This window comes from Streptomyces sp. NPDC002209 (assembly GCF_042890265.1).
Lineage (GTDB): Bacteria > Actinomycetota > Actinomycetes > Streptomycetales > Streptomycetaceae > Streptomyces.
On sequence record NZ_JBIARX010000010.1, the window covers coordinates 176771 to 200208 of the forward strand.

A 23438-nucleotide genomic window follows, 5' to 3' on the forward strand; every position below is an offset into this window, starting at 1 on the left:
CCGATCTTGCCGGACTTGTCGCCTGGAGGAACGTTCCGCCTGGCGCCTTGAGGAAAGGGCCGCCCGCTGACCGTCCACACGCTCAATGAGCTCCTGCTGGTCTGCTCGCTCGTGCTGCTCGTCGCCGTCGCGGCGGTACGCATCTCTTCACGCAGCGGCCTCCCCAGCCTGCTCATCTACCTCGGCATAGGCATCGCGATAGGGCAGGACGGCATCGGCAACGTCGTCTTCGACAACGCCGAACTGACTCAGGTCATCGGTTATGCCGCGCTCGTCGTGATCCTCGCCGAGGGTGGTCTGGGCACCAAGTGGAAACAGATCAAGCCCGCTCTGCCGGCAGCGATCGTCCTGTCGCTGGTCGGGGTCGCGATCAGCGTCGGCGTCACGGCGGCCGGCGCGCACTACCTGGTCGGACTGGAGTGGCGCCAGGCCCTGCTGATCGGCGCGGTCGTCTCCTCGACCGACGCGGCAGCCGTGTTCTCCGTCCTGCGCAAGGTGCCGCTGCCCGCGCGGATCACGGGCGTGCTGGAGGCCGAGTCGGGCTTCAACGACGCCCCCGTCGTGATCCTGGTCGTGGCGTTCGCGTCCGTCGGCCCCGTGGACCAGTGGTACGTCCTGATCGGCAAGATCGCCCTCGAGCTGGCGATCGGCGTCGCGATCGGCCTGTCGGTGGGCTTCCTGGGGGCGTACGGCCTGCGGCACGTGGCCCTGCCCGCCTCCGGCCTCTACCCGATCGCCGTGATGGCGATCGCCGTGACGGCGTACGCGGCCGGCGCGATGGCGCACGGCTCCGGCTTCCTCGCCGTCTACCTGGCGGCCATGGTGCTCGGGAACGCGAAGCTCCCGCACTGGCCGGCGACCCGGGGGTTCGCGGACGGGCTCGGCTGGATCGCGCAGATCGGCATGTTCGTGCTGCTGGGCCTGCTGGTGACCCCGCACGAGCTCGTGAACGACTTCTGGCCGGCCGTGGTCATCGGCCTGGTGCTGACGATGGTGGCGCGGCCCCTGGAGGTCTTCGTCAGCCTGCTGCCGTTCCGGATCCCGTGGCAGGAGCAGGCCCTGATGTCGTGGGCGGGGCTGCGCGGCGCCGTGCCCATCATCCTGGCGACCATCCCGATGGTGACCGGGATCGAGGGCAGCGACCGCGTCTTCAACATCGTCTTCGTGCTGGTCGTCGTCTACACCCTGGTCCAGGGACCGACCCTGCCGTGGCTCGCGCGCAAGCTGGAGCTCGGCGCCGGCGACGAGGGGGCCGCCGACCTGGGGATCGAGTCGGCACCGCTGGAGAAGCTGCGCGGGCACCTGCTGTCCTTCGCCATCCCGGACGCCTCGCGGATGCACGGCGTCGAGGTGAGCGAGCTGCGGCTGCCGCCGGGGGCGTCGGTGACGCTGGTGGTCCGCGACGCGAAGAGCTTCGTACCGCTGCCGTCGACCGTACTGCGGCGCGGGGACGAGCTGCTGGTGGTGGCCACGGATCCGGTCCGCGACGCGGCGGAGGCCCGGCTGCGGGCCGTGGCCCGGGGCGGCAAGCTGGCCGGATGGCTCGGCACGGGCTCGAACGGGGCTTGAGCAGGGCCCGCGCGGGGCTGGAACAGAGAGTTAGAGCGTCGTTCTAATTCTATGTTTTCGGGGGTTTGCGGACCGTTTCACCCTGTTTTAGAGGCGCAAGGAAGGCGAACTTCCAGTTAATCGCAGGTGAAGGCACATTCTGTCACCGGAATCACAGGACGCTACGCGCGTACTACCTGTACGATAAAGGCACACCACATCGAACCAACTCTGCCTGACGCAGAGCTGGCGCGACCGCAAAGCGGCCGTGGCACCCTCCCGCAGTGGGCGCCCAGGTATCACTCGGTTCTGCGCAAGAGGACAGCTCTCGGGGCTCCCACATGTACGGGTGCGGTCGCTCACGAGGCGGCACACCGTCCGCAGACGGGGACGCTCTACCAGGCAGCGGAAAGGCCAGGCCGTGACATCCGCGGTCACGACCGACAAGTCCGCACGCCCCGGTTACGGGCAGCTCCTGCGCACGCCCGGCGCCATCGGCTTCGTTCTCCCGGGATTCGCCGCCCGGCTCCCCTTCGGCATGCTGACCATCAGCATCCTGCTGCTCGTGCAGCACACCACCGGTTCCTACGGCAGCGCCGGCATCGTCGCCGCCGTCACCGGCATCTCGATGGCGCTGTCCGCCCCGGTGATGGGCAAGCTCACCGACCGCCGCGGCCAGAGCGCCGTCCTGGTCCCCGTCGTCCTCATGCACTCCGCCGCCGTCAGCACCCTCGTGGCGCTCGCGCTGCTGGGCGCTCCCGTGTGGGCGCTGGCGCTGGCCGCCGTCCCGGCCGGTGCCTCCGTCCCGCAGGTCGGACCGATGGTCCGGGCCCGCTGGGCCGCCAGGCTGGAGGGCTCCCCGCTGCTGCCGACGGCCGCCGCGTTCGAGTCCGTCACCGACGAGTTCACCTTCGTCGTCGGCCCCGTGCTGGCGACCGCCCTGTGCACCGGCGTCCACCCGGCCGCGGGCCTGATCACCGAGGCCGCGCTGACGCTGGCCGGCGGTCTGGTCTTCGCCGCGCAGCGCGCCACGCAGCCGAAGCTGCACGCCCCCGCGGCCGCGGGCGAGAAGCACGCCTCCGCGCTGTCCTTCCCGGGCCTGCGCGTCCTGATCGTGGCCTTCCTCGGCATCGGCGCCGTCTTCGGCGGGATGCAGGTGTCGCTGGCCGCCTTCTCGAACGAGATCGGCAACCCGGGCGCCAACGGCTTGCTGTACGGCGTCTTCGCGGCCGGCAACATGACCGCGGGCATCGCCTGCGGCGCCATCGCCTGGAAGATCGGCCCGCGCCGCCGGCTGCTGCTCGGCTACGCCGGCCTCACCGTCGCCGCCTCGGTCCTGTGGACCGCCCACTCCATGATCCTGCTGGGCGCGCTCGGCCTGGTCGTCGGCCTGTGCATCGCCCCGGCCCTGATCACCGGCTACACGATGATCGAGTCGCTGATCCCGGCGAACGCCCGGACCGAGGCCTTCACCTGGCTGACCGGTGCGGTCGCCTTCGGTCAGGCCACCGCCGTGACCCTGGCCGGCCGCCTGACGGACGCGCACGGGTCCTCGTACGGCTTCCTCGTGCCCATGGCGGGCACCGTGCTGGCGCTGGCGACCCTGCTCGCGCTGCGCTCGAAGCTGGCCCCGAAGGCCCCGAGCCGGATCATCAGCTCGTCGCCGGGATCGGCGGCCTCCGTCGCGGGCGAGCAGGCCCCGGCTCCGCGGGCGAACGAGCGTGGTCTCGGTCACCGCGTGCCGGTGACGGTGGACTGATCGGCCGGAATACGTCACCATGGAACGTCGTTAGCACTCATAGAGTCAGAGTGCCAGGAGGAAATTCGTGCCGACCTACCAGTACCAGTGCACCGAGTGCGGTGAGGGCCTTGAGGCCGTGCAGAAGTTCACCGATGACGCACTGACCGAGTGCCCGAACTGCAACGGACGCCTGAAGAAGGTGTTCTCCGCGGTCGGCATCGTCTTCAAGGGATCCGGTTTCTACCGGAACGACAGCCGTGGCGCTTCGTCGAGCAGCACCCCTGCCTCGAAGCCGTCGACGCCTGCCGCCCCGGCCGCTTCGTCGACGTCCAGCACGTCTTCGACGTCGAGCTCGAGCAGCAGCTCCACGTCGGCTGCCTGATCTCCGGTCCCGCCCGTTCTTCGCAAGGCCCCGTCGCCCCTTCCGGGCGGCGGGGCCTTGTGCACGCCCGGCTAGGGTGGCCGCATGGCTAACGCAGAGATCGGTGTCATCGGCGGTTCGGGCTTCTACTCCTTCCTGGAGGACGTCTCCGAGGTCCGGGTGGACACCCCGTACGGGCCACCGAGCGACTCCCTCTTCTTCGGCGAGCTGGCCGGGCGGCAGATCGCCTTCCTCCCGCGCCACGGCCGCAGCCACAAGGTCCCGCCCCACAAGATCAACTACCGGGCCAACCTGTGGGCGCTGCGTTCGGTGGGCGTGCGCCAGGTGCTCGGCCCGTGCGCGGTCGGCGGGCTGCGCACCGAGTACGGTCCGGGCACGCTGCTCGTTCCCGACCAGCTGGTCGACCGTACGAAGTCCCGGGCGCAGACCTTCTTCGACGGGGAGCCGCTGCCCGACGGGACCGTGCCGAACGTCGTGCACACCACGTTCGCCGACCCGTACTGCCCGGTGGGCCGCTCGGTGGCGCTGGCGGCGGCGCGGGGCCGGGCGTGGGAGCCGGTGGACGGCGGCACCATGGTCGTGATCGAGGGCCCCCGGTTCTCGACCCGCGCCGAATCGAAGTGGCACGCGGCGATGGGCTGGTCGGTCGTCGGCATGACGGGCCACCCCGAGGCGGTCCTCGCGCGCGAGCTGGGGCTCTGCTACACGTCGATGGCGCTGGTCACCGACCTGGACGCGGGCGCGGAGACGGGTGAGGGCGTGTCCCACACGGAGGTCCTGAAGGTGTTCGGCGAGAACGTGGGCCGCCTGCGCGAGGTCCTGTTCGACGCGGTGGCCGCGCTGCCGCCGACGGAGTCCCGCGCCTGCCTGTGCACCCACGTCCACGACGGCTGGGACCTGGGCATCGAACTCCCGTAACCGGCCGCGGCGGCGGAATCCGGTGCGGGAAATCCGGTGCGGGCTGTCACGTTCCGGAGGGCTGTCCGGTCTCGGCTGGTGAAGGACCGACGAGACCGACCGACCGTCCAGGAGGCGACCGCCATGTCGCGCATTTCGCTCACCCCGCCCCGCACCCTCCTCATGCGCATCGGCGCCTGGTACTCGCGCCGCAGGTACGGCAAGGTGCTCGACCCCGGCCAGGCGTACGGGCACAATTCGCGCGTGCTGTTCACGTACGTACGCCTCGAGCAGCAGGCGGCGAAGTGGCACGCCCTCGACGCGGGGCTGGGGCACCTCGCGGTGATGGCGGCGGCGGCCCGGATCAACTGCTCGTGGTGCATGAACTTCGGTTACTGGGAGGGCCTGGAACGCGGGCTGTCGGCGCAAAAGATCGGGCAGGTGCCGCGGTGGCGCGAGAACCGCGGAGCGTTCACGGAGCTGGAGCTGCTGGTCATGGAGTACGCCGAGGCCATGACCGAGACCGAGCCGACGGTCACGGACGAGCTCGCCGCGGAGCTGATCGCGCGCCTGGGAGAGGCGGCGTACGTCGAACTCACCGCGCTGGTCGCGCTGGAGAACTGGCGCTCGCGGGCCAACCGCGCCTTCGGCCTGACCAGCCAGGGCTTCTCGGAGGCCTGCGAGGTCCCGCCCCGGCCGTGAACCGCACGATGGCGGGATGATCAGCGACAGCAGCCGGTAGCCGCCGCGGACCGGCCTCACTCCCCCGCGACGCGGAGCAGCAGCTTGCCGGTGGTGGTGCGGGTGTCCATCAGGCGGTGCGCCTCGGCGGCCCGGCCGAGCGGGAACTCGGCGGTGACCGGCAGTTCGACGCTGCCGCTCGCGGCGAGCCGGAAGGAGTCGGCGGCGAGGGTGCGCAGCGCCTCGGGGTCGTCCTGGGCGAGGGTGAGGATGGAGAAGCCGCCGACGGAGAGTCCGCGCGGGTTGAGCTCGGGCTGGCCGATCTGCCAGGGTGCGGCCCCGCCGGCGTTGCCGTAGGCGACGAGGCGGCCGTAGCGCGCGAGGGAGTCCAGGCTGCGGCGGAAGGTGTCGCCGCCGACGGGGTCGAGGGCGAGGTCGACTCCACGGCCGCCGGTGGCGCGGAGCACGTCCTCGGTGAATCCGTCGCCGACGAACACCTCGTCATAGCCGTACTTGAGGGCTTCCGCGGCCTTTTCGGGGCGGGAGACGACGCCGTAGACGGCGCGGGCTCCGGCGAGCCGGGCGACCTGGGCGGCAACGGTTCCGATGCCGCCGGCCGCGCTCTGGACGAGCACGCTCTCCCCGGCGCGCAGCCGGCCGACCGCGTGCACGAGCCCCTGGACCGTGGGCAGGACGGTCGGCAGGGTGGCGGCGGTGCGCAGGGAGATGCCCTCGGGGAGCGCGAAGACGGTGGCGGCGGGGGCGACGGCGACCTCGGCGTAGCCGCTGTGCGAGGTGAGGGCGGCGACCTCCTGGCCGGGCCGCAGGCCCTCGACTCCGGGGCCGACGGCCCGGATGCGGCCGGAGATCTCGAGGCCGGGGCGGAAGGGCAGGGCCGGGACCCGGTAGCCGTGGGCCCGGGCCAGGACGTCGGCGAAGTTGACTCCTGCGTAGGCGACGTCGACGCTCACCTCGCCGTGGGCCGGCTCCGGTACGGGGACCTCGGTGGTGTGGAGGACCTCGGGTCCGCCGAACTCGTGGAACTCGACTGCGTGCATGACTGGTACCCCCGGCTAGACTGTTCAATGAAAAGCGAACAATGCGGTGACGCGACTGTACGGTTTTCATCGAACATTCCGCAAGAGCGCGAACGCTGCAGGAAGGACCCGCGATGGGACACCGGGCCGAACCCGAGCACACCCACCCCGACGACGTGCCCGTCCAGGCGGCCCTCGCCGCACTCGCCGACCCGGTGCGGCTGCAGCTCGTACGGGAGCTCGCGGGTGCGGGCGACTGGGAGCGCAGCTGCGGCACGTTCGACGTACCCGTGGGCAAGGCGGCCCTCAGCCACCACTTCGCGGTGCTGCGCGGCTCCGGGCTGCTGGAGCAGCGCGACCAGGGGCGCGGGCGCGTCAACCGGCTGCGGCGCGCGGAGTTCGAGGCCCGCTTCCCGGGGCTGCTGGCACTGGTCCTGCGCGAGGAGAGCACCGAGGCCTGACGGGCCCTCACCCCTGCGGGTGGCGACGTTGTCCACAGGCTGGGGACCGTCCACAGGCGCGGGCGGGATTCGGCGGGGCGGCGGATCGTGAGGGGTGTCCGGGCACTGGGCCCGGGCACCGGAACTCAGCTCACTGGTGGTGGCCGTCATGTCCAGGACCTCGCGCGTCCCTTCCCTCTCGACCCCTTCCGCGCCTTGCTCCCTTTCCGCACCTTCCTCCTTTTCCGCACCTTCCTCCTTTTCCGCTCCCTCTACGTGTCCCCCTGCGCGCCCGGTCCCGTCCTTTCCCCCGCTGCGCGTCGGTCGGGGCGGGGACCGGCTGCGCCGCGCGGTGCGACGTCGGCGGCGGGCCGCGTCGGCCGGGCTGGCCGTGCTGGCGGCCGCCCTGGCGGTGGTGGGCGGGACGGAGGCCCAGGCTTCGCGGGGCGCCGCGCCGCCGGAGGTGAAACCGGCGCCCGCGGCGGTGCGGTGGGTGTCGGCGCCGGTGCGCATCGCGGACGCGGCGACGGTGCGACTGCTGCGGTCCGGGGACCGGGTGGACGTGGTGGCGGCGGAGCGCGCCGGCCCGCCGCGGGTGGTGGCCGCGGGGGCCCGGGTGGTCGAAGTACCCGATCCGGAGAAGGGCGTTGGGGACGGCGGGGCCCTGGTGGTCCTGTCGGTGCCCCGGGACACCGCGCGGGCTCTCGTGGGGGCGGGCGCAGTGGCACGACTGGCGGTGACGTTGTGCTGAATCGGACGGGAGTGCCGTCAAGTCACCACAAGACGGGCTCCGATTGGACACGCCGGGTCCGGACTGCCGTAGCTTTCGGAACCGTTGGCTCCATGTTCGGCGGATTCGAAGAAAGGCTCAGTGGTGAGCGAGATGAAGAAGGAGAGCGTCCTGGCGGGCTTCAAGGCCTTCCTGATGCGCGGCAACGTGGTCGACCTGGCGGTGGCGGTCGTCATCGGCGCCGCGTTCACCAACATCGTGAACTCGGTGGTGAAGGGGATCATCAGCCCGCTGGTGGGCGCCGTCGGCACGAAGAGCCTGGACGGCTACACGTCCTGCCTGAAGGGCCCCTGCGGCGTCGACGCGAAGGGGGACGCCATCGGCGTCAACATCCTCTGGGGATCGGTGCTGAACGCCGCGCTGACCTTCCTGATCACGGCGGCGGTCGTCTACTTCCTGATGGTGCTGCCGATGTCGAAGTACCTCGCCAAGGTGGAGCAGCGCCGCCGGGCCAGGGAGGGCGTCCAGGAGACCATGGAGATCACCGAGCTCGTGGTCCTCAAGGAGATCCGGGACGAGCTGGTCGCCCAGCGCAGCCGCAATGGGCAGGGCGGTCAGGGCGGGTACGGCGGTCAGGGTGGCCAGGACGGATATGGCGGTCAGGGTGGCCAGTACGGTCACCCCGGCTCGGGGTACTAGCAGGTCAGAGGTGGTGCGGCGGCTTCTCGTCGAGGAAGCGGGCCAGGTCGGCGGCGCTCCCGCCGGCGGGCGGCCGCTCGCCCCACCCGCGGTCGGTGTCGTCCGAAGACTGCTGGTCCAGCGGGTCGTCGAAGACGAGCCGGGGCCTGGGCTTCGCCGCGGGCGCGGCCTCGGGCCGGGATGCGGGCTGCGAGGACTGCGGGTCGGAGGCGGGGGCGGTGCTCATGCCTCCAGGGTACGGCCGCCCCCGGCCCGCCCCGCGGCCCCGCCCTGTGGCCCCGCCCTGTGGCCCCGCCCTGCGCCCGGGCACCGGCGTCGCGCAGCCGACGGGGCACGGTCCCGCCGCCCGCAGTCCCCGGGGCAGAAGGGTGCGTAGGTCAGAGGGGTCCGCAGCCCGCCGGCCGCGCGCCTCGCCTGCCGGCCGGCGTACGGCTGGTGTCCTGGCGGTATGACGTACGTACCGATGACCTCCCGCAGCCGGGACGAGGGCCACCGGGCCGCGACCCCGCTGGAACTGTTCTTCGACCTCTGCTTCGTCGTCGCGGTGGCGCAGGCCGGCCGGCAGCTCGTCCACGCGCTCGCCGAGGGCCATGTCGGCGCCGGCATCGCCGGCTACCTCTTCGTGTTCTTCGGCGTGTGGTGGGCCTGGATGAACTTCACCTGGTTCGCCTCCGCCTACGACGTCGACGACGTGCCGTACCGGATCGCGACCCTCGTGCAGATCGCCGGTGTGCTCATCTATGCGGCCGGGATCCCGCGCGCGTTCAACGACAACGAGTGGACCATCTGCGTCCTCGGCTACGTGGTGATGCGGCTCGCGCTCACCGTGCAGTGGCTGCGCGCCGCCGCCGGGGAGCAGGGTCCGGCCCGGCGCACCGCCCTCACGTACGCGATCGGGCTGGTGCTCTGCCAGGCGGGCTGGGTGGCGCTGCTCGCGGCCCCGGAGCACTCCCGCAGGTGGCTCTTCCTGGTCCTCGTGATGGTGGAGCTGCTTGTTCCGCTCCTGGCCGAGCGCAGCTACCAGACGCAGTGGCATCCGCACCACATCGCCGAGCGGTACGGCCTGTTCACCATCATCGTGCTCGGTGAGACCATCGCCGCAAGCACGGTCGCGGTCCAGTCGGCGATCGACGAGCACGAGGCGCTGGGCGAGCTGCTGCCGATCGCGGCGGGCGGCCTGCTGCTGGTCTTCGCGGCCTGGTGGATCTACTTCGCCGTCCCCGCGCACGACCGGCTGCAGGGCAACCGTCAGGCCATCCCCTGGGGGTACGGGCACTACGTGATCTTCGCGTCGGCCGCGGCCATCGGGGCCGGCATCGAGGTGGCGATCGAGCACGCGGTCGGCAAGGCCCACGTCTCGGCCCTGACCGCCAACCTCTCGGTGTGCATCCCGGCGGCGCTGTTCCTGGCCTTCGTCTGGCTGCTGCACTCACGCCACTTCAAGCGGGGTACGGCCCAGCAGCTGGTGCTGCCGCTCACGGCTCTGGCGATCCTCGCCTGCGCGTGGACCGGCGCGCAGGCGGTGCTGTGGGCCGGGCTGGTCGCCGCGGCCGCCGTCGCGGTGGGCGTGACCTTGGCCCACCGGGAGCGTTCTGGTGCGTGAGGACGGCGGGCGGCGACGGCCGCGGCGGCCCCGGCGAGCACGCCGGCGACAGGAAGAAGAAACGATGAAGGTCCCGGTACAGCGGTACGCGGACACGGGCTCGGGCCCGGCGGTGGCGGAGTACGGGGAGCTCGCCGACCCGGCGTTCTGGCAGCAGCCCCCTGCCGCGCGGCTCGCGGCGTTCGCCCGGCTGCGGGCGCTGGAGTCCCCGGTCTACGTGCCCGAGGGGAAGGGCCGCGGGCACTGGGCCCTCGTACGGCACGCGGACGTGCAGGAGGCGAGCCGGCTCCCGAAGGTGTTCGCCAGCGCGCCCGGGGTGACCACGCCCGAGCCGGCCCGGTGGGTGCGGGCGCTGTTCGGGGACTCGATGGTCAACCTGGACGGTGCCGACCACGCGCAGCTGCGCAAGATCGTGCAGCGGGCGTTCACACCGCGGCTGCTGGCGGCGGCCGAGCAGGACATCCACACGGTGGCCGCCCGGATCGTGGACGACGTGCTGGAGCACGAACCCGACGAGTTCGTCTCCGCCGTGTCCTCGCGGCTTCCGCTCGAGGTCATCTGCAACATGATGGGCATCCCGGAGCGCTACCGCGCCGAGATCGCCGACCGCGTCAACCACGCCTCGGAGAACATCGGGGTCGAGCGGGGCCTGGCCTCGCGGCTGCGGATGCCCGGGCGCGGCCTGCGGGCCCTGGCCCGGATGCAGCGGATGGTCGCGGGCATCGGGCGGGAGCGGCGCAAGAACCCCACCGACGACCTGATCTCGGCCCTGGTCACCGCGAACGTCAACGGGGCGGCCGGAGACCAGGCGCTGAACGCCCGCCAGCTGGGGGCGTTCTTCTCGCTGCTGATGGTGGCCGGCGTGGAGACCACGCGCAACGCGATCACCCACGGGCTGACCCTGCTGACCGACCATCCCGACCAACGCGACCTGCTGCTCGGTGACTTCGAGGCGTACGCGGACGGGGCGGTGGACGAGATGATCCGGCACTCGACGCCGATCATCCAGTTCCGCCGGACGGTGGCCGCCGAACACACCCTGGGCGGGCACCTGTTCCGGCCGGGCGACAAGGTGGTGCTCTACTACGCGTCCGCCAACCGCGACGAGGCCGTCTTCCCCGACCCCGACGCCTTCGACATCACCCGCTCGCCCAATCCGCACCTGGGCTTCGGCGGTGGCGGCCCGCACTTCTGCCTGGGCGCGCACCTGGCCCGGGTGGAGATGAAGGCCCTGTTCCGCGAGCTGCTGACCCGGCCGGTCGGGCTGCGGGCGGTGGGGCTGCCGGACCTGGCGGGATCGAACTTCGACAACCGCGTCCGCTCGCTCCGCTTCGCCTTCGAACGCCCGTCGGACTGATACGGCGCCCGGGACGGGGAAACCGGCCACCGGGCAGGCTGGGAGCCCGGCGGCCGGAGCGGGGGCTCGGTCCCCGGGGGCCTGCTACTGCAGGCGCCGGACCGCCAGCACGCAGTGGGCGCTGCCCGTGAGCACGGCCTCGTCCCCCGCGAACTCCTGGAGGGTCTCCGGCGCGACCGGCTGGCCCGGGACGGCCTCGGGCCAGGCGCGCGTGGCGAACAGGAAGTAGGCCTGGCCGCTCTCGTTCGCCGCGGCGACCCACTCGTCCGGGGCGGTGCAGGTCGCGTTCAGCCCGGGCAGGGTCAGCGCGACCTGGTTGTCCGCCAGCACGATCTGCACCGGGAAGGCGGCCGGGTTGCGGGTGCCGTCCATGACCACGTCACCGATGGGCAGGCCGATCTCCTCCAGCAGCCCGCGGGCGGCCTTCTCCCCTGCCTCCCGCCCCTGCGGACCGTCGCCGAGGGTGTAGGCGAGCAGGTACGGGATGTCGTGGCCCTCGGAGGGGTCGCCGATCCAGGCGAGCACGGAAAGGGTGCCGAGCTGGGACCGGTCGATTTCGGCTTGAGTTGAAGTCATGCGCCGCACCCTAGTGGTCTCTCCCGCGGCCCTTTCCGGCCTTTCACCCGGGCGGGCTAGACGGCCCAGAATCCCTCTCCGGAATTCGCCTGCATGTTCGCGTCCTGGTACTGGAGCCGCACGATGCGCGCCTTTTCCGGGATTTCGAACACCACCCACCCTTCGGCCCGCTCACCGACGGCGAGGGAATCGAAGACGAGCGGTTTGCCGGTGGTCAGTTCACCGGTCGGCACCACCGGGTGGCGACCCCCCGCGCTGTCGTACGCCCACATGCGCCCGAGGGCCCCGTACGAGGCCCCGCCGACGTTGACGAACGACATCGAGGCGGCCACCCAGCGCTTGCCCGCGGGCGGTGCGTAGTTCTTCTCCACGCTGACCGCGGGGTCGACGTACGCGGTGAGCACGGCCTGGAGGTGGCGGCCCACCTGGCGGCCGCGCACCCGTACGGAGTCACCCACATGGGCATCCTTCGCGGCGGCCGGCACCGCCCCCGGGGCCGCGGCCGCCGGATCCTCCTCGGCGCCCGGCGCGCCGTCGTCCACCGGGACGGCGGGCGCCTCGGCCGGGGCGAGCGCCGCCCCCTCGGGGGCGCCGGAACAGGCCGTGGCACCGAACAGCAGGAGGGGCAGGAGAGCAGCGGCGAGGACGGAAGCGGACTGGCGCATGCGTGATCCCTTCGGGGACCTTCGGGGACGTATTCCGGCCAGTCTCACGCGCCCGAGCGGGCAATTGCACACACCGACACGGGCGCGCGCAAGGAGTTGCCCGCCATCTGCCAGCACAATGCGTTTCGGCGCTTTTGTGCCGACCCACCCCCATGGAGGATTCATGCGCGTTTCCACCCGCCGACTGGCCGTCACCGCGCTTTCCGCACTGGCCGCGGCCACCGTGTTCACCACTCCCGCCGGCGCCCGCGCCCACGGCGACGAGATTTCCGTACAGGAATTCGGTCACATTTCCGACGACGGCCGCGTCACCCTCTTCGGCACCTACTCGTGCCGGCCCTCGTCACCCCGTGGAGTGCAGGTCCAGGTCACCCTCGTCCAGGACGGAACCCGCCTGGGCTTCGGCGGCGAGGAGGCCGTGTGCGACGGGTACGGGCACGACTGGTCCGCGTCGGCCTCCCTGGACCTGGTGCACCTGCACCCGGGTGCGGCCGGCGCGGAGGTCACGCTCCAGTCCGCGAGCCTGCACTCCGGGTTCACCTTGCGCGTGTCCCACCTGGCCAAGACGGAGCGGGAGATCCGGCTGGAGGAGAAGCACCACTGACGCACGCACCCGGCCGTCGCCGGTAGCCGCCGCTACCGGCAGGCGGGCGCCACGCCGGTCATCGACATGAACGCGACGGTCCGGCAGCCGGTATCGGGATGCGGGCGCCCCGTCGTGCGGTGCACGGCCGTGGGGACCCCGACGGCCAGCAGGAGGAGCGCGAGCAGAGCGGTCGTGGCGCCCTTGCCCGGCCGCTTGTTCAGCCGGTGCACGGCAGGATCCGTGTCCATGCGGTCGTCCGTTTCATGGACCGCATCATCACTCCACCCCCGCGGTGCCACAACTCGGCGTGACCGTCCGCTCACCCCACGCCCCCGTCACCCCATGCTCCGGACGCTGCCCGCGACGTCGAACTCGCACCACACGGCCTTGCCGTCACCCCGGGACTCCACTCCCCAGTGCGTGGCCAGCGCGTCCACCAGCAGCAGCCCGCGCCCGGTGGTGGCGGCCTCCCCCGGGGTGCGCCGGCGCGGCCAGACACTGGAGCGGTCCTTGACCCACAGCCTGATCCGCCGGACCGGCTCGGGCAGCACCTCCATGGTCAGCACCGCCCCGCCGTCCGTGTGCAGCAGGGCGTTGACCAGCAGTTCCCCGGCCGCCAGTTCCACGTCGTCGGCGAGCTCGGGCATGCCCCAGTCGCGCAGCGCCTGGCGCAGGGCGTAGCGCGCCTCCGAGAGGCCCTCCGGGTCCGCCTGGTGGATGTACTGGTGGATCCGCGGGGCCCGGTGGGTGCCCGGGTCGGGGGCCCGGCGCAGCACCAGCAGGGCCACGTCGTCGCCGGAGCCCCAGCGTTCCCACAGCCGGTCCGAGAGGTGGTCTGCGAGTGCCCCGGCCTCCTGCGGCCCGCTGCGCACGGCGTGCGCGAGGGCCTCCATGCCCTGGGTGATGGCGGTGCCGGGCTCCTCCACCAGGCCGTCGGTGCACAGCACCAGCGTCTCCCCGGGGACCAGGTCGAGCCGGGTCTCGGGGAAGTCCTCCTGTTCGAAGACCGAGGCCAGTCCGAGCGGCAGCCCGCCGCGTACGTTGGGCCAGCCCGTACGCCCGTCCGTGTGGCGGATCAGCGGCCCGAGATGGCCCGCGCGGACCGCCCGTACGCCCCCGGTCTCCAGGTCGACCTGTGCGTACATGCAGGTCGCGAAGCGCTCGGTGTCCAGCTCGGCCAGGAAGCGCGAGGCCCGGGCCAGCACGGTCGACGGCGCATGGCCCTCCCCCGCGTACGCCCTCAGTGCGATCCGCAGCTGGCCCATGATGGCCGCCGCGTGCGTGTCGTGGCCCTGTACGTCGCCCACGACGATGCCGACCCGGTCGCGGGGCAGCGCGATCACGTCGTACCAGTCCCCGCCGACCTCCCGACCGCTCCAGGCGGAGTGGTAGCGCACCGCGATCTCGCCGCCGTTGATCTCCGGGATCCGGCGCGGGAGCATCGAGGCCTGCAGGCCCGTCGCGAACTCCCGTTCCTGGTCGAACAGGAGCGCCCGCTGGAGGGACTGCGCCACGATGCCGGCCAGGCCCAGGCACAGGTTGCGCTCCTCCGGGCTGAAGTCGGTGCGCCGCCGGTAGAACAGCACGAGCCCGCCGATGGCCTTGGCCTGCGCGATCAGCGGCAGGTAGGCGGCGGCGTCGAAGCGGATCCGGCGCAGGTAGTCCGCGAGCAGCGGGAACTCGCCGGCCAGATCGGTCAGGGAGGTGACGAAGCGCGCCTTGCGGGTCAGCACCGCCTGCGACAGCGGCAGCGAGCCGTCCAGCCGGGTGAACTTGCGCTCGCTGAGGATCTCCAGCGACTCCCCGCTCAGCGCGATGATCTTGATGGCGCCGTTCTCGACCAGCCCCAGGGCCAGCCCGTCGGCGCCCAGCCGCTCCAGTGCTCCCGCCCCGGTCAGCGTGGCCGTGACGTCGTCGACCGTCACCGCCCGCGACAGGGCCTCCGTCGTCCGCTGCACGATGGTGGCCTGCTGGGCCCGAGCCGACTCCAGCTTCCGCAGGATGGTGGCGTGCGCGAGCTCGGCCGTCGCGTCCCGCACGATCCCGACGATCCGCAGGGGCCGCCCGCCGGCGTCCCGCAGGATCCGGCCCTGCGTGTGCGTCCACTGGTCGACGCCGTCGCGCCGCTGCACCGTGAAGTACGAGCCGTACGTCTCCGCACCGCCGTCCAGGGCGGCCTGCGTGGCTTCCGCCAGCCGTGCACCGTCGTCGGCCGGGATCCGCAGCCCCAGCCCCTCCGGGGTGTCGCCGAACTCCTCCCGCTCGAGGTCGAAGACCACGAGCCCGGCCTCGTCCAGCAACAGCGTCCCGGTGTCCAGGTCCCACTCGAAGCTGCCCATGGCGTTGAGCGCGAGCCGCTCACCGGGCCCGGTCACAGGGTCCCGTCGGCCCTGCTCGGATCTGTCGCGCTCCGCCGCTGCCACGAGAACACCACCTAACGGCCGGGCCAGCACGGCTGGGAGATCAGCCGCTCCCACTCCTCGTCAGGATGCCCCGGAAGGGTGCGCCCGGCCTCCTGCCAGCGCTTGACGAGGGAGAGGTAGATGGTCGGCTGGTCCGGTGCCACATGTGCGGGAGGGGCGTACGGCGAGGCGGTCCTGGGCGCGGCGGTCCTGGGCGCGGCGGGCTGCTCCGCCCGGCTGGCGGGAATGCGCACCCAGCCACGACCCTGTGCTCGCTGCTCCGCACTCATCGCGGACCCCTCTCGACCTCACCGCAGAGACGTCTTCGGATGCCCGGCACCGGCCCGGTCTGGCCGTACGGTCCCGGCGGAGCCCGCCGGCCTGCGCCGGGCGCCGAGGCGTTTTCGGACTCCTCCGACCAGTCTCCCCGCCGTGAAGCCCGCACCGTGCACGAATCGCATGGAAGGGCCGAATGAGGGAGCCGTCAGCAGCCCCGCGAAGAACAGCCCGGGCCAGGAGGACTCGAAACCGGCGCTCAGCTCCGGCGTGCCGCTGCCCCCGACGGTCTCGAGGACGGCCCGCAGCCGGGCGTCCAGCAGTTCCAGCCGGCCCAGGTGCGGGGTGAACCCGGTGGCCGCGACGACGTGCGCGACGTCCAGTACGACGGACTCCCCGGCCGCGGTGGTCAGCCCGAGCCGGGTCCGCTCGCCGACCGGCACCGCCCGGTGCAGCCGGTGCCCCAGCAGCACGGGGACGCTGCGCTCGAAGCGGTCCCGCAGCCACCAGGCCCCGGCGGGCCCGAGCGCGGTCGCGGCGATCCGCTCCCGGGTCGGCGCGGGCAGCCGGCGCACCGCCCAGGGCAGTTCCGACCACGCCCAGCTGCGCCAGCCGGTGCCGAGGCCGCTGTGCGGATCGCGCAGGGCGCGCAGGGCGGGGCGCTCCAGCGGCTGGGGCACGGTGTTCCAGTGCAGCCGGGACCTGCGGGCGACGAGGCAGGGCCGGGCCCCGTTCTCGGCCAGCAGGGCTGCGGTCTCCAGGGCCGCCTGCCCGGCCCCGACCACGGCGACCTCCCGGCCGGCGAACCGGGCCAGGTCGCGGTGGCCGCTGCTGTGCGAGCAGTGCCCGGGCGGCAGGTCCCGCAGCGCCTCGGGCAGGTGCACGAACGGCATCACCCCGACGGCGATCGCGACCGTCCGGGCGAGCAGCGGCGGCCCTTCGGCGGTGCGGATCAGGAAGCCGTCGCCCTGCGGGCTGACCTCGGTGACCGTCACCTCCTCCACCTCGGGCGCGGCGTGCCGGGCGAACCACATGCCGTACGAGCTGAAGGTGCCGATCGGGAGCGGGCTGCCGTGCTCGGCCGCCAGCCCCCGGGTGGCGCAGTACGCGGCGAGGGTGTGCCGGCCGCCGGGCGCGGACAGGTTCGAGGACCAGGGCTCCGACTTGAGGTACATGCCCTCGGGCATGTGGTCCCGCCACGAGGCCATGGGCCGCCCGAGCACCCGTACGCCGAGCCCCGCCGCCATCGCGTGCGCGGCGATCGACAGCCCGTACGGCCCGGCGCCGACCACGACGAGATCCTCCACCTGCGTCACCGCTGTCCCTCCAGTCCCATGGTCCCCCTGCCCGTGCCACTGCCTCCGGCGGTACGTGTGACGGGCCCCCGCGGCGCCGGAGTCGGGGACGGGGGCCGGGGCGGGGGCGGGTGGCGCGGCGTCATCGGGTCACCAGTTCGTCCGGTTCGGCGGGGGCGGTCGGCGGGGTCAGGTCGCGGGCACGCTGGCGCGGGGCGCGGACCACGGCCCGGGCCGTACGGCGGCCGTGCGCCGGGACCCCGCGCAGGGCGCGCGCGCCCTTCCCCGCGCCCCGGCCCAGGAACGCGGCGAGCATCGCGAGGAACGGCATCGGGTCGTCGGCGGCGAACCAGGCCGCCTCCACCCGCCCCCGCTCCGCCCGCGGCGCCACCCGTACCGGCCCGGGCCTGCCGCCCGCGGCGCGGTCCTGCCCGGCCCCGGCGTCCTGCGGTGCCGAGGGGGACGGGAGCGCCGGGCGGGCCGGGGAGCGCCGGGGCAGCCGGCGGCCGCGGAGCGACGCCAGCAGGGCATAGTTCTCCGCGACGAACACCCGGCCCGGGCCGCCCGCGGGCTCCGGGACCCGTTGCCCCGTCAGATCCAGGTACATCGCCTGGACCACGTCCAGCCCGCCCGCGTCCGTGAACAGCCGGAACTGCGCGCCCGGCCGGGGGTTGAAGTCCACGAGCCGGAAACAGCCCGTCTCGTCCCGGCGGAAGTCCAGGTCCAAGATCCCCTGGTAGCCCAGCCGTTCGGCGAGCCGCAGCCCCGCCTCCTCCACCGCCGGATCCGGCAGCCAGCGGCCCACCGCCGTCAGCCCCGTCCGCACCGGCCAGGACAGCTCCTTGCGGCCCGACCCCGCGAGCAGCGGGCGCCCGCCCCGGGCGAAGGCGCCGTGGAAGAACCAGTCGGTGTCCGTCCCGGCGGGCAGGAAGCGCTGGAGCAGCAGCCGGCTCCCGGCCTCCGGCGTGCGCTCGTACAGGCGGCGCGCCTCGGCGGCGGTGTGGACGAGCGTGGTGCTGCGCAGTCCGCCGCCCGGGGGCAGCAGCCAGGGCCGGCTCCACTTGGCCACCACCGGCAGGCCGAGGCGCCATGCGGCCTCCGCCGCCTCGGCCCCGCTCGCCGGGATCACCGTCTCCGGGTGCGGGATGTCCCAGCGTGCGCACAGCCGCGACAGCTCGGCCTTGTCCGCCACCCGCGCCGGCAGCCCGTCGGGCTGATGGGGGACCCGGAACCGCCCGTCCAGCATCGGCGCGATCCGCGCGACGGCGATGGCGCTGAGGTCGTCCATAGCGACGAGCACCGCCGGCCGGCCGATCCGCTCCGACACCCCGACCAGGCACTCCAGCAGCGTCTCCGGAGCCTCGGGGTCCAGGCCTCCGGCCGGCCCGGGATGCACGGCGTGCAGGTAGCGCGAGCGCCCCATGGGACCTCCCCCGGCCTCGACGACGGCATGGACCTCCACGCCCCTCCGCCCAAGAGATCTGACGGCACCGAGGGTTCCGTGGTGGAACGGATTCCGATCGAGTCTGAGCACTACAGCGGGCACATGGCCGTCGAACGCGTGCATGGGAACGGTGTCTTTCACCTAGTCGGAGCAAGCGGGGAGGATGCGCAGCTGCGAATGGCCTACGCAGCGGTCACCGGACAGGCCATTCGTCAGATGTGATGCCTAACGTCTTCGACAAGCACACCGATTCAGGAAAGCTCGGGAGACGCCATGCCCAGACCACACCGCCGACTGGCGAGCACCTGCATCGGTACGGTCACGGCCGGACTGCTCGCCACCGGAGCCGCGCTCGCGGCACCCGAGGGGGAGCAGCCCAAGGGCTCCGACATCGCCATGGGCGCCTTTCTCGACTCCGGTCCGCCCGGAGTCGCCCGGATCCCGAACCTGTCGCGCTGGCTGGGCGGCAAGGAGATCCGGGTCGGCCACACCTATCTGCCCGGGGACCGCTGGGCCCGTATCGAGGGCCCCGACTTCCTGGAGCCGTGGGCCGAGTGGCGCCGCGCCAAGGAGGACCGGCTCTTCATCCTCAACGTGCCCATGCAGGAGCACAACGAGGACCGGGTCCCCGACCGCCAGGTGGCCCAGCTGATCCGGGCGGGCGCACAGGGCGAGTTCGACCGGCACTTCGAGAAGCTCGCCGAACGGCTGGTGGCACTGGGCGTCCCGGACACGGTGATCGTGCTCGGCTGGGAGATGAACGGCGCCACCTACACCCACCGCTGCGCGCCGGACCCGGAGGGCTGGAAGGAGTACTGGCGCCGGATCGTCAACACGATGCGCTCCGTCCCCGGTGCGGCGTTCAAGTTCGATTACGCCCCCAACCGCGGGTCGGACGCGATCGGCTGGACCAACTGCTACCCGGGCGACGACGTGGTCGACATCGTCGGCATGGATTCGTACGACCAGGGTCCCGGCAAGACCTTCGACGAGATGGTCAGGCAGCCGTACGGGCTCCAACAGCACGTGGATTTCGCGAAAGCGCACGGCAAAGAGATCTCGTACCCGGAGTGGGGGCTGTTCCGGCACGGGGACAACCCGGAGTACGTACGGCGCATGCTGAAGTGGATCGAGCAGCACAAGCCGCTCTACCACACCATCACGGACTACTGCCCGCACGGCGTGTGGCAGTGCAAGCAGAACCCGAGGTCCGCGAAGGCCTTCCGCGCCGCGCTCGCGCCCCAGCGTCCAAACCCGGTCCCGACGCCCGTGGTGCCCACGCCGGTCATCCCGACGCCGGTCGTGCCGACGCCCGTCGTGCCGACCCCGGTCGTACCCACGCCGGTGATCCCGACCCCGCAGATCCCGACCCCCGAGATCCCCGTGCCCTCCCCGGCGATCCCGACGCCGGACATCCCGCAGGTCCCGGTGATCCCGAGCCCGCAGGTCCCGGTTCCGGTCCCCTCGCCGGAGGCCCCGAGCCCGAGCCCCGAGCCCGTGCCCGTCCCCGAGCCCGTGCCCTCGCCCGAGGTCCCGTCGCCCGAGACCCCGGTGAACCCCAGTCCGGACCCCGTCCCGGTGCCGGTCCCCTCGCCCGAGATCCCGAGCCCGGTCCCGTCGCCGGAGATCCCGGCCCCGAGCCCGAGCCCCGTCCCGCCCCCGGTCGTGCCGAAGCCCGAGCCCGTCGAACCGCCCTCCAACAGCACGACGTGGTGCGTGCCGATCAACTTCGGCGAGTGGCTCTCCAAGCTGGTCGGCAAGCAGTCGGTCTGCGTCAAGATCGACTGGGGCAAGGACTCCGGCTTCTGGCCCTGGTAGACCCGTCATCGGACCCGCAGTTCGTTGAGCCGCGCCCGCCAGTCCCTGGCGGCCGGCAGGGCCTCGCGCAGCGCGTCCACCGCCCGCTCGCGCCCCGTCACCTGCGATTCGTGCAGGCGCAGCAGGGGCGCGAGCGCCGTCCGGGCCAGCAGGAAGCGCTGGTTGACGACGGTCTCGGGCCGCCAGTGGTTCTTGTACGGCTCGTTGCCGCGCAGGAAGCTCACCACCGGGCGGCCCTCGGCGAGGGCGCGGCCCGCTTCGTAGCGCAGCAGCAGCGTCGCCACGTCCACCTTGCGGGTCCGCAGGTCCGGGTCCGCGCCGTACAGGTAGCCGCCGCTGAGCGCCCCCGACAGCAGGGTGACGTTGGCCGCCACGACCTTCCCGTCCAGCCGGAACTCGGTCAGCCTGCCCTCGCCGACCCGCACCATCCGCCGGGTGGCCCGCGTCAGGTGCTCGGCGAACCGGGGCCTCAGGTGCTCCGGGGTCACCCCGCGGCCGCGCCACTGCTTCTCGTGGAGCCGCAGCAGCGTCCGTACGGCACGCGGCACTTCCTGCTCGGTGACCTCGTGCTCCTCGATCCCGGCCGCGTCGGTCTTGCGCAGCTTGGCCCGGACCCGCTGGGCGCCGGAGGCCGGCATCCGCTTGACCAGCTCGTCGAACGGCAGCGCGGGCAGCTCCATGCAGGTGGAGTCGGCGAGCTTGCTGCGGATCCCGGGCCACTGCCAGAACAGCGCCTCGGCGGCGGCCCCGGGCCGTACCTCGCGCAGGTCGACGACCGCGCCCCGAGCGGCCCGGTGCAGGCCGCGGGCCAGCGCCGGGACGACCTGGGCGGCGTGCTCGGCGGCCACCAGGACGTCGAAGTAGTCGGTGATGCCGCCGCCGAGCGGCACCAGGAGCGGCAGTGGCCGGTGGACGAGCATCAGCGCGCACGCGCCGACGAGTTCCTCGCCGCGCCGGACGAGCACGATCCGGAGCCGCCCGTCCCGGCCGTAGGAGAGCCACCAGGAGTGCAACCAGGCGTGGCTCTGGAAGGGGGTGGCGGTGGGACAGGCCCGGAAGAGCCGGTTCCACGGCTCTTCCAGCGCGGCGAACTGCCGGGGGTCGCGGCACAGCGTCACCGACAGGGCCCCGGCGGAGCCCGAAGTCATCGCACGGACTCCTTCTCCTTGGTCTCGTTGTGGTCGCCCTGGGCGGGCAGGGAGGCGTACTCCCCGACGGCCGGCTGCTCCTCGGGCCGCCGGGTGCGGCCGGGCCGGGCCAGCAGCCACAGCCCGCCGAGCAGGCCGCCGGCGCACAGCCCGACGGCCCCGCTGACGGTGGCGGACGGCGAGGCCGGGTCGCTCGGCGCGACGGCCTGGTTGAACAGCAGCAGCTGGACGCCGGTGTTCTTGGCGGCCTGATTGCTGCTCAGCGAGAGCGCGTCGGCCACGGCGTTGGCGATGTCGGCGGCCTCGGTCGGGCTCTTCGACGTACCGGTGATGGCGATCATCGGGGACTCGGGGGAGGTCTCGGCGCGCACGTGCGTACGGAGTTGGCGGGCGCCGATGCCCGCGCGGGGCTGGGCGTACGCGAGGGTGGAACTGCTGGTGGCGATGCGCGCGTACGCCTGGGCGAAGCCGAGGGCGGTGGCCGGCTCGGTGGTGTCGTCGGGGACGGCGACGACGTAGCTGGTGGCGGCGTACTCGGGCGCCTTGAGCACCCCGTACGCCCCGCCCGCGGCCAGCCCCAGCACGGCGGCGGCGGGCAACGGCCACCACGCGGGCGGCGGCAGCAGCCGTGCCCTGCGACGACGGCGGTCGGTCTTCTTCTGATCGGCGGTGTCAGCCATCTACGTGCCTTCCTGGAGGAATCGAGTTCTTTCGGGTCCCGCGTCGGGAACCCCTTCGGCGCTGCGTGAATCAACCGGCCGGCGGCGCTTCCAGCCCCACCGTCCGCGGCGCGGGTCCGGGGGCACTGCCCCGAACGTCCGGGCCCGGGGCCGAACCCAGCCCCGCCGGCGTTTGAGGCGCGGGATCCGGGGCGGCGCCCCGGGAGTCCGGCCCGCGGCCGGCCGCGGGCCGCACCGCAGCGGGTTCCATGGCGCAGCCCGGCAGTTCCGGCCCCGCCGGCGATCGGGGCACGGGCGGCGGGACGGCCACGCCACGGGCGGACAGCGCCAGGGCGTAGACCGCGAGGAGCCGGTCCGCGCTGCCGGCGATGTCGTAGCGGCGGACCACCGGTGGCGGCGGCAGCCGCCGCACGCCCGCCTCCATGTGCCCGCGCAGGGCGGCGACCAGCTCCTCCGTCCCGGTCCCGATCCGCCGCGCCCCCGGCGCCTGCGCAGCCGGCAGGTCGTCGATCGCCGGACAGGTGACGTGCAGGACGGGCAGCCCCGCGGCCAGGGCCTCCACGACGGCGAGGCCGAAGGCCTCCTCCCGCGACGGGGACACGAAGACGTCCATCGCGGCCAGCAGCGCCGGGATCCCCGGCGTCCGCCCGTCCGCGCTCTCGCCCAGCGGGTCCCGCTCCCCCAGCAGGTGGATCCGGCTCTGCGCGCCCAGCTCCCCGGCCAGGCTGCGCAGCGCGGCCCGCTCCGGCCCGTCCCCGGCCAGCAGCAGGTGCGCGCCCGGCAGCGCCGCCACCGCACGGACCAGCGAGTCGAACCGCTTGCCCGGCACCAGGCGCCCGACCCCGCCGACCACGAACGCCCGCTCGGGCAGCCCGCTCCGGGCCCGCGTGGCCCTGCGCACGCCCTCGTCGAAGCGGAAGCGGGCGGCCTCGATCCCGTTCGGTACGACGTGCACCCGCGCCGCCGGCACCCCCCACCCTTCCAGCCGCGCCGCCACGGTGTCCGACACCGCCACGGTCGCCGCGCCCAGCCGCTCACTGGCCAGGTACAGCGCCCGCACCCCGGCCGTCAGCCGCCGGCCCTCGATCTCGCCCTCGCCGAGGGAGTGCTCGGTGGCCACGGTCGCCCCGACCCCCGCGAGCCGGGCCGCGAGCCGCCCGTACACGCAGGCCCGGTACAGGTGCGTGTGCACGAGGTCGTACTGCTCGCGCCGGATGAACCGCACCAGCCTCGGCAGCGCCCCCAGGTCCCGGTTGCCCCGCATCCCCAGGTGCACCACCCGGACCCCGTCGGCCCGCAGCCCCTCGGCCACCGGCCCGGGGTTGGTCAGCGTCAGCACGTCGCAGCGCATCGGCATGTGCCGCAGCAGCAGCCGCAGCTGCTGCTCGGCGCCGCCGACCCCGAGCCCCGTGATGATGTGCAGCGCCCGCAGC

24 protein-coding genes are annotated in these 23438 nt (G+C 73.3%); 12 read left to right on the forward strand and 12 right to left on the reverse strand.

Annotated features, from left to right (window positions below; translation table 11 throughout):
• Positions 1 to 111: 111 nt before the first annotated feature.
• The 5 genes from ACFYXK_RS21355 to ACFYXK_RS21375 all read left to right on the forward strand — a co-directional run bounded on the left by ACFYXK_RS21355 (position 112) and on the right by ACFYXK_RS21375 (position 5270).
• Positions 112 to 1569, forward strand: a complete 1458-nt coding sequence (locus ACFYXK_RS21355) for a potassium/proton antiporter (RefSeq protein ID WP_389412543.1) — start codon at positions 112 to 114, stop codon at positions 1567 to 1569.
• A 400-nt stretch (positions 1570 to 1969) separates the two neighbouring features.
• Complete coding sequence (locus ACFYXK_RS21360) at positions 1970 to 3307, forward strand: MFS transporter (protein ID WP_389412544.1); 1338 nt, start codon at positions 1970 to 1972, stop codon at positions 3305 to 3307.
• A gap of 67 nt (positions 3308 to 3374) precedes the next feature.
• Positions 3375 to 3671: an FmdB family zinc ribbon protein gene (locus tag ACFYXK_RS21365; RefSeq protein ID WP_383514893.1), complete on the forward strand. Its 297-nt coding sequence runs from the start codon at positions 3375 to 3377 to the stop codon at positions 3669 to 3671.
• A gap of 84 nt (positions 3672 to 3755) precedes the next feature.
• Positions 3756 to 4589 carry an S-methyl-5'-thioadenosine phosphorylase gene (locus ACFYXK_RS21370; RefSeq protein WP_383514896.1) on the forward strand — a complete coding sequence of 278 codons (834 nt, stop codon included), beginning with the start codon at positions 3756 to 3758 and terminating at the stop codon, positions 4587 to 4589.
• A 123-nt stretch (positions 4590 to 4712) separates the two neighbouring features.
• The gene (locus ACFYXK_RS21375) at positions 4713 to 5270 is read left to right on the forward strand and encodes a carboxymuconolactone decarboxylase family protein (protein ID WP_389412545.1); all 558 of its coding nucleotides are present in this window, start codon (positions 4713 to 4715) and stop codon (positions 5268 to 5270) included.
• Between the two features lie 56 nt (positions 5271 to 5326).
• Here the strand turns inward: ACFYXK_RS21375 and ACFYXK_RS21380 are convergent, their stop codons facing one another.
• Positions 5327 to 6307, reverse strand: coding sequence for a zinc-binding alcohol dehydrogenase family protein (locus tag ACFYXK_RS21380; protein ID WP_389412546.1), 981 nt, complete (start codon positions 6305 to 6307; stop codon positions 5327 to 5329).
• A gap of 113 nt (positions 6308 to 6420) precedes the next feature.
• Here ACFYXK_RS21380 and ACFYXK_RS21385 point away from each other — a divergent pair, with 113 nt between their 5' ends.
• From ACFYXK_RS21385 to mscL, 3 genes are all read left to right on the forward strand, one after another.
• Positions 6421 to 6747 carry an ArsR/SmtB family transcription factor gene (locus tag ACFYXK_RS21385; RefSeq protein ID WP_389412547.1) on the forward strand — a complete coding sequence of 109 codons (327 nt, stop codon included), beginning with the start codon at positions 6421 to 6423 and terminating at the stop codon, positions 6745 to 6747.
• Between the two features lie 331 nt (positions 6748 to 7078).
• Positions 7079 to 7477, forward strand: coding sequence for a hypothetical protein (locus ACFYXK_RS21390; RefSeq protein ID WP_389412548.1), 399 nt, complete (start codon positions 7079 to 7081; stop codon positions 7475 to 7477).
• Positions 7478 to 7609: 132 nt separating this feature from the next.
• Positions 7610 to 8155 carry a large conductance mechanosensitive channel protein MscL gene (mscL, locus tag ACFYXK_RS21395; protein WP_389412639.1) on the forward strand — a complete coding sequence of 182 codons (546 nt, stop codon included), beginning with the start codon at positions 7610 to 7612 and terminating at the stop codon, positions 8153 to 8155.
• 4 nt (positions 8156 to 8159) lie between these two features.
• Here mscL and ACFYXK_RS21400 read toward each other — a convergent pair whose 3' ends face one another.
• Positions 8160 to 8381: a hypothetical protein gene (locus ACFYXK_RS21400; RefSeq protein WP_383514915.1), complete on the reverse strand. Its 222-nt coding sequence runs from the start codon at positions 8379 to 8381 to the stop codon at positions 8160 to 8162.
• Positions 8382 to 8603: 222 nt separating this feature from the next.
• On the opposite strand from ACFYXK_RS21400, the gene ACFYXK_RS21405 reads away from it, so the two are divergent.
• Together ACFYXK_RS21405 and ACFYXK_RS21410 are read left to right on the forward strand one after the other, a co-directional pair.
• Positions 8604 to 9758 (forward strand): low temperature requirement protein A, encoded by a 1155-nt coding sequence (locus ACFYXK_RS21405; protein WP_389412549.1) that lies wholly within the window; start codon positions 8604 to 8606, stop codon positions 9756 to 9758.
• Between the two features lie 64 nt (positions 9759 to 9822).
• Positions 9823 to 11115, forward strand: a complete 1293-nt coding sequence (locus ACFYXK_RS21410; protein WP_389412550.1) for a cytochrome P450 — start codon at positions 9823 to 9825, stop codon at positions 11113 to 11115.
• A gap of 84 nt (positions 11116 to 11199) precedes the next feature.
• Here the strand turns inward: ACFYXK_RS21410 and ACFYXK_RS21415 are convergent, their stop codons facing one another.
• Both ACFYXK_RS21415 and ACFYXK_RS21420 read right to left on the reverse strand, forming a co-directional pair.
• The gene (locus ACFYXK_RS21415; protein ID WP_389412551.1) at positions 11200 to 11691 is read right to left on the reverse strand and encodes a DUF5949 family protein; all 492 of its coding nucleotides are present in this window, start codon (positions 11689 to 11691) and stop codon (positions 11200 to 11202) included.
• A 56-nt stretch (positions 11692 to 11747) separates the two neighbouring features.
• Entirely contained in the window at positions 11748 to 12356 is a 609-nt protein-coding gene (locus ACFYXK_RS21420) for a hypothetical protein (protein WP_389412552.1), read from the reverse strand.
• Positions 12357 to 12519: 163 nt separating this feature from the next.
• On the opposite strand from ACFYXK_RS21420, the gene ACFYXK_RS21425 reads away from it, so the two are divergent.
• Positions 12520 to 12960 (forward strand): DUF6299 family protein, encoded by a 441-nt coding sequence (locus tag ACFYXK_RS21425; RefSeq protein ID WP_389412553.1) that lies wholly within the window; start codon positions 12520 to 12522, stop codon positions 12958 to 12960.
• 32 nt (positions 12961 to 12992) lie between these two features.
• Here ACFYXK_RS21425 and ACFYXK_RS21430 read toward each other — a convergent pair whose 3' ends face one another.
• The 5 genes from ACFYXK_RS21430 to ACFYXK_RS21450 all read right to left on the reverse strand — a co-directional run bounded on the left by ACFYXK_RS21430 (position 12993) and on the right by ACFYXK_RS21450 (position 18482).
• The gene (locus ACFYXK_RS21430; protein ID WP_383514928.1) at positions 12993 to 13190 is read right to left on the reverse strand and encodes a hypothetical protein; all 198 of its coding nucleotides are present in this window, start codon (positions 13188 to 13190) and stop codon (positions 12993 to 12995) included.
• A gap of 87 nt (positions 13191 to 13277) precedes the next feature.
• Entirely contained in the window at positions 13278 to 15365 is a 2088-nt protein-coding gene (locus tag ACFYXK_RS21435; RefSeq protein WP_389412554.1) for a SpoIIE family protein phosphatase, read from the reverse strand.
• Between the two features lie 11 nt (positions 15366 to 15376).
• The gene (locus tag ACFYXK_RS21440; RefSeq protein ID WP_389412555.1) at positions 15377 to 15634 is read right to left on the reverse strand and encodes a hypothetical protein; all 258 of its coding nucleotides are present in this window, start codon (positions 15632 to 15634) and stop codon (positions 15377 to 15379) included.
• An 18-nt stretch (positions 15635 to 15652) separates the two neighbouring features.
• Positions 15653 to 16927: an NAD(P)-binding domain-containing protein gene (locus tag ACFYXK_RS21445; protein ID WP_389412640.1), complete on the reverse strand. Its 1275-nt coding sequence runs from the start codon at positions 16925 to 16927 to the stop codon at positions 15653 to 15655.
• 130 nt (positions 16928 to 17057) lie between these two features.
• Positions 17058 to 18482, reverse strand: coding sequence for an ATP-grasp domain-containing protein (locus tag ACFYXK_RS21450; protein WP_389412556.1), 1425 nt, complete (start codon positions 18480 to 18482; stop codon positions 17058 to 17060).
• Between the two features lie 150 nt (positions 18483 to 18632).
• Between ACFYXK_RS21450 and ACFYXK_RS21455 the strand changes: the two genes are divergently transcribed.
• Positions 18633 to 20177, forward strand: coding sequence for a glycoside hydrolase family 26 protein (locus tag ACFYXK_RS21455; RefSeq protein WP_389412557.1), 1545 nt, complete (start codon positions 18633 to 18635; stop codon positions 20175 to 20177).
• A 5-nt stretch (positions 20178 to 20182) separates the two neighbouring features.
• On the opposite strand, the gene ACFYXK_RS21460 is transcribed toward ACFYXK_RS21455, so the two are convergent.
• The 3 genes from ACFYXK_RS21460 to ACFYXK_RS21470 all read right to left on the reverse strand — a co-directional run bounded on the left by ACFYXK_RS21460 (position 20183) and on the right by ACFYXK_RS21470 (position 23437).
• Positions 20183 to 21325 (reverse strand): GNAT family N-acetyltransferase, encoded by a 1143-nt coding sequence (locus tag ACFYXK_RS21460; protein ID WP_389412558.1) that lies wholly within the window; start codon positions 21323 to 21325, stop codon positions 20183 to 20185.
• On the reverse strand, positions 21322 to 22005 hold the full coding sequence (locus tag ACFYXK_RS21465; protein ID WP_389412559.1) for a lipopolysaccharide biosynthesis protein: 684 nt from the start codon (positions 22003 to 22005) through the stop codon (positions 21322 to 21324). The genes ACFYXK_RS21460 and ACFYXK_RS21465 overlap by 4 nt, the downstream gene beginning before the upstream one ends.
• A gap of 70 nt (positions 22006 to 22075) precedes the next feature.
• Complete coding sequence (locus ACFYXK_RS21470) at positions 22076 to 23437, reverse strand: glycosyltransferase (protein ID WP_389412641.1); 1362 nt, start codon at positions 23435 to 23437, stop codon at positions 22076 to 22078.
• Position 23438: the final 1 nt, after the last annotated feature.

Excerpts from the sequence above, each read along its gene's own strand:
- ACFYXK_RS21450 (WP_389412556.1), bottom strand. The coding sequence starts at position 18,482 with ATGCACGCGTTCGACGGCCATGTGCCCGCTGTAGTGCTCAGACTCGAT.
- ACFYXK_RS21430 (WP_383514928.1), bottom strand. The coding sequence starts at position 13,190 with ATGGACACGGATCCTGCCGTGCACCGGCTGAACAAGCGGCCGGGCAAG.
- mscL (WP_389412639.1), top strand. The coding sequence starts at position 7,610 with ATGAAGAAGGAGAGCGTCCTGGCGGGCTTCAAGGCCTTCCTGATGCGC.
- ACFYXK_RS21420 (WP_389412552.1), bottom strand. The coding sequence starts at position 12,356 with ATGCGCCAGTCCGCTTCCGTCCTCGCCGCTGCTCTCCTGCCCCTCCTG.
- ACFYXK_RS21465 (WP_389412559.1), bottom strand. The coding sequence starts at position 22,005 with ATGGCTGACACCGCCGATCAGAAGAAGACCGACCGCCGTCGTCGCAGG.
- ACFYXK_RS21375 (WP_389412545.1), top strand. The coding sequence starts at position 4,713 with ATGTCGCGCATTTCGCTCACCCCGCCCCGCACCCTCCTCATGCGCATC.
- ACFYXK_RS21385 (WP_389412547.1), top strand. The coding sequence starts at position 6,421 with ATGGGACACCGGGCCGAACCCGAGCACACCCACCCCGACGACGTGCCC.
- ACFYXK_RS21415 (WP_389412551.1), bottom strand. The coding sequence starts at position 11,691 with ATGACTTCAACTCAAGCCGAAATCGACCGGTCCCAGCTCGGCACCCTT.
- ACFYXK_RS21410 (WP_389412550.1), top strand. The coding sequence starts at position 9,823 with ATGAAGGTCCCGGTACAGCGGTACGCGGACACGGGCTCGGGCCCGGCG.
- ACFYXK_RS21460 (WP_389412558.1), bottom strand. The coding sequence starts at position 21,325 with ATGACTTCGGGCTCCGCCGGGGCCCTGTCGGTGACGCTGTGCCGCGAC.
- ACFYXK_RS21425 (WP_389412553.1), top strand. The coding sequence starts at position 12,520 with ATGCGCGTTTCCACCCGCCGACTGGCCGTCACCGCGCTTTCCGCACTG.
- ACFYXK_RS21405 (WP_389412549.1), top strand. The coding sequence starts at position 8,604 with ATGACGTACGTACCGATGACCTCCCGCAGCCGGGACGAGGGCCACCGG.
- ACFYXK_RS21400 (WP_383514915.1), bottom strand. The coding sequence starts at position 8,381 with ATGAGCACCGCCCCCGCCTCCGACCCGCAGTCCTCGCAGCCCGCATCC.
- ACFYXK_RS21370 (WP_383514896.1), top strand. The coding sequence starts at position 3,756 with ATGGCTAACGCAGAGATCGGTGTCATCGGCGGTTCGGGCTTCTACTCC.
- ACFYXK_RS21380 (WP_389412546.1), bottom strand. The coding sequence starts at position 6,307 with ATGCACGCAGTCGAGTTCCACGAGTTCGGCGGACCCGAGGTCCTCCAC.
- ACFYXK_RS21455 (WP_389412557.1), top strand. The coding sequence starts at position 18,633 with ATGCCCAGACCACACCGCCGACTGGCGAGCACCTGCATCGGTACGGTC.
- ACFYXK_RS21440 (WP_389412555.1), bottom strand. The coding sequence starts at position 15,634 with ATGAGTGCGGAGCAGCGAGCACAGGGTCGTGGCTGGGTGCGCATTCCC.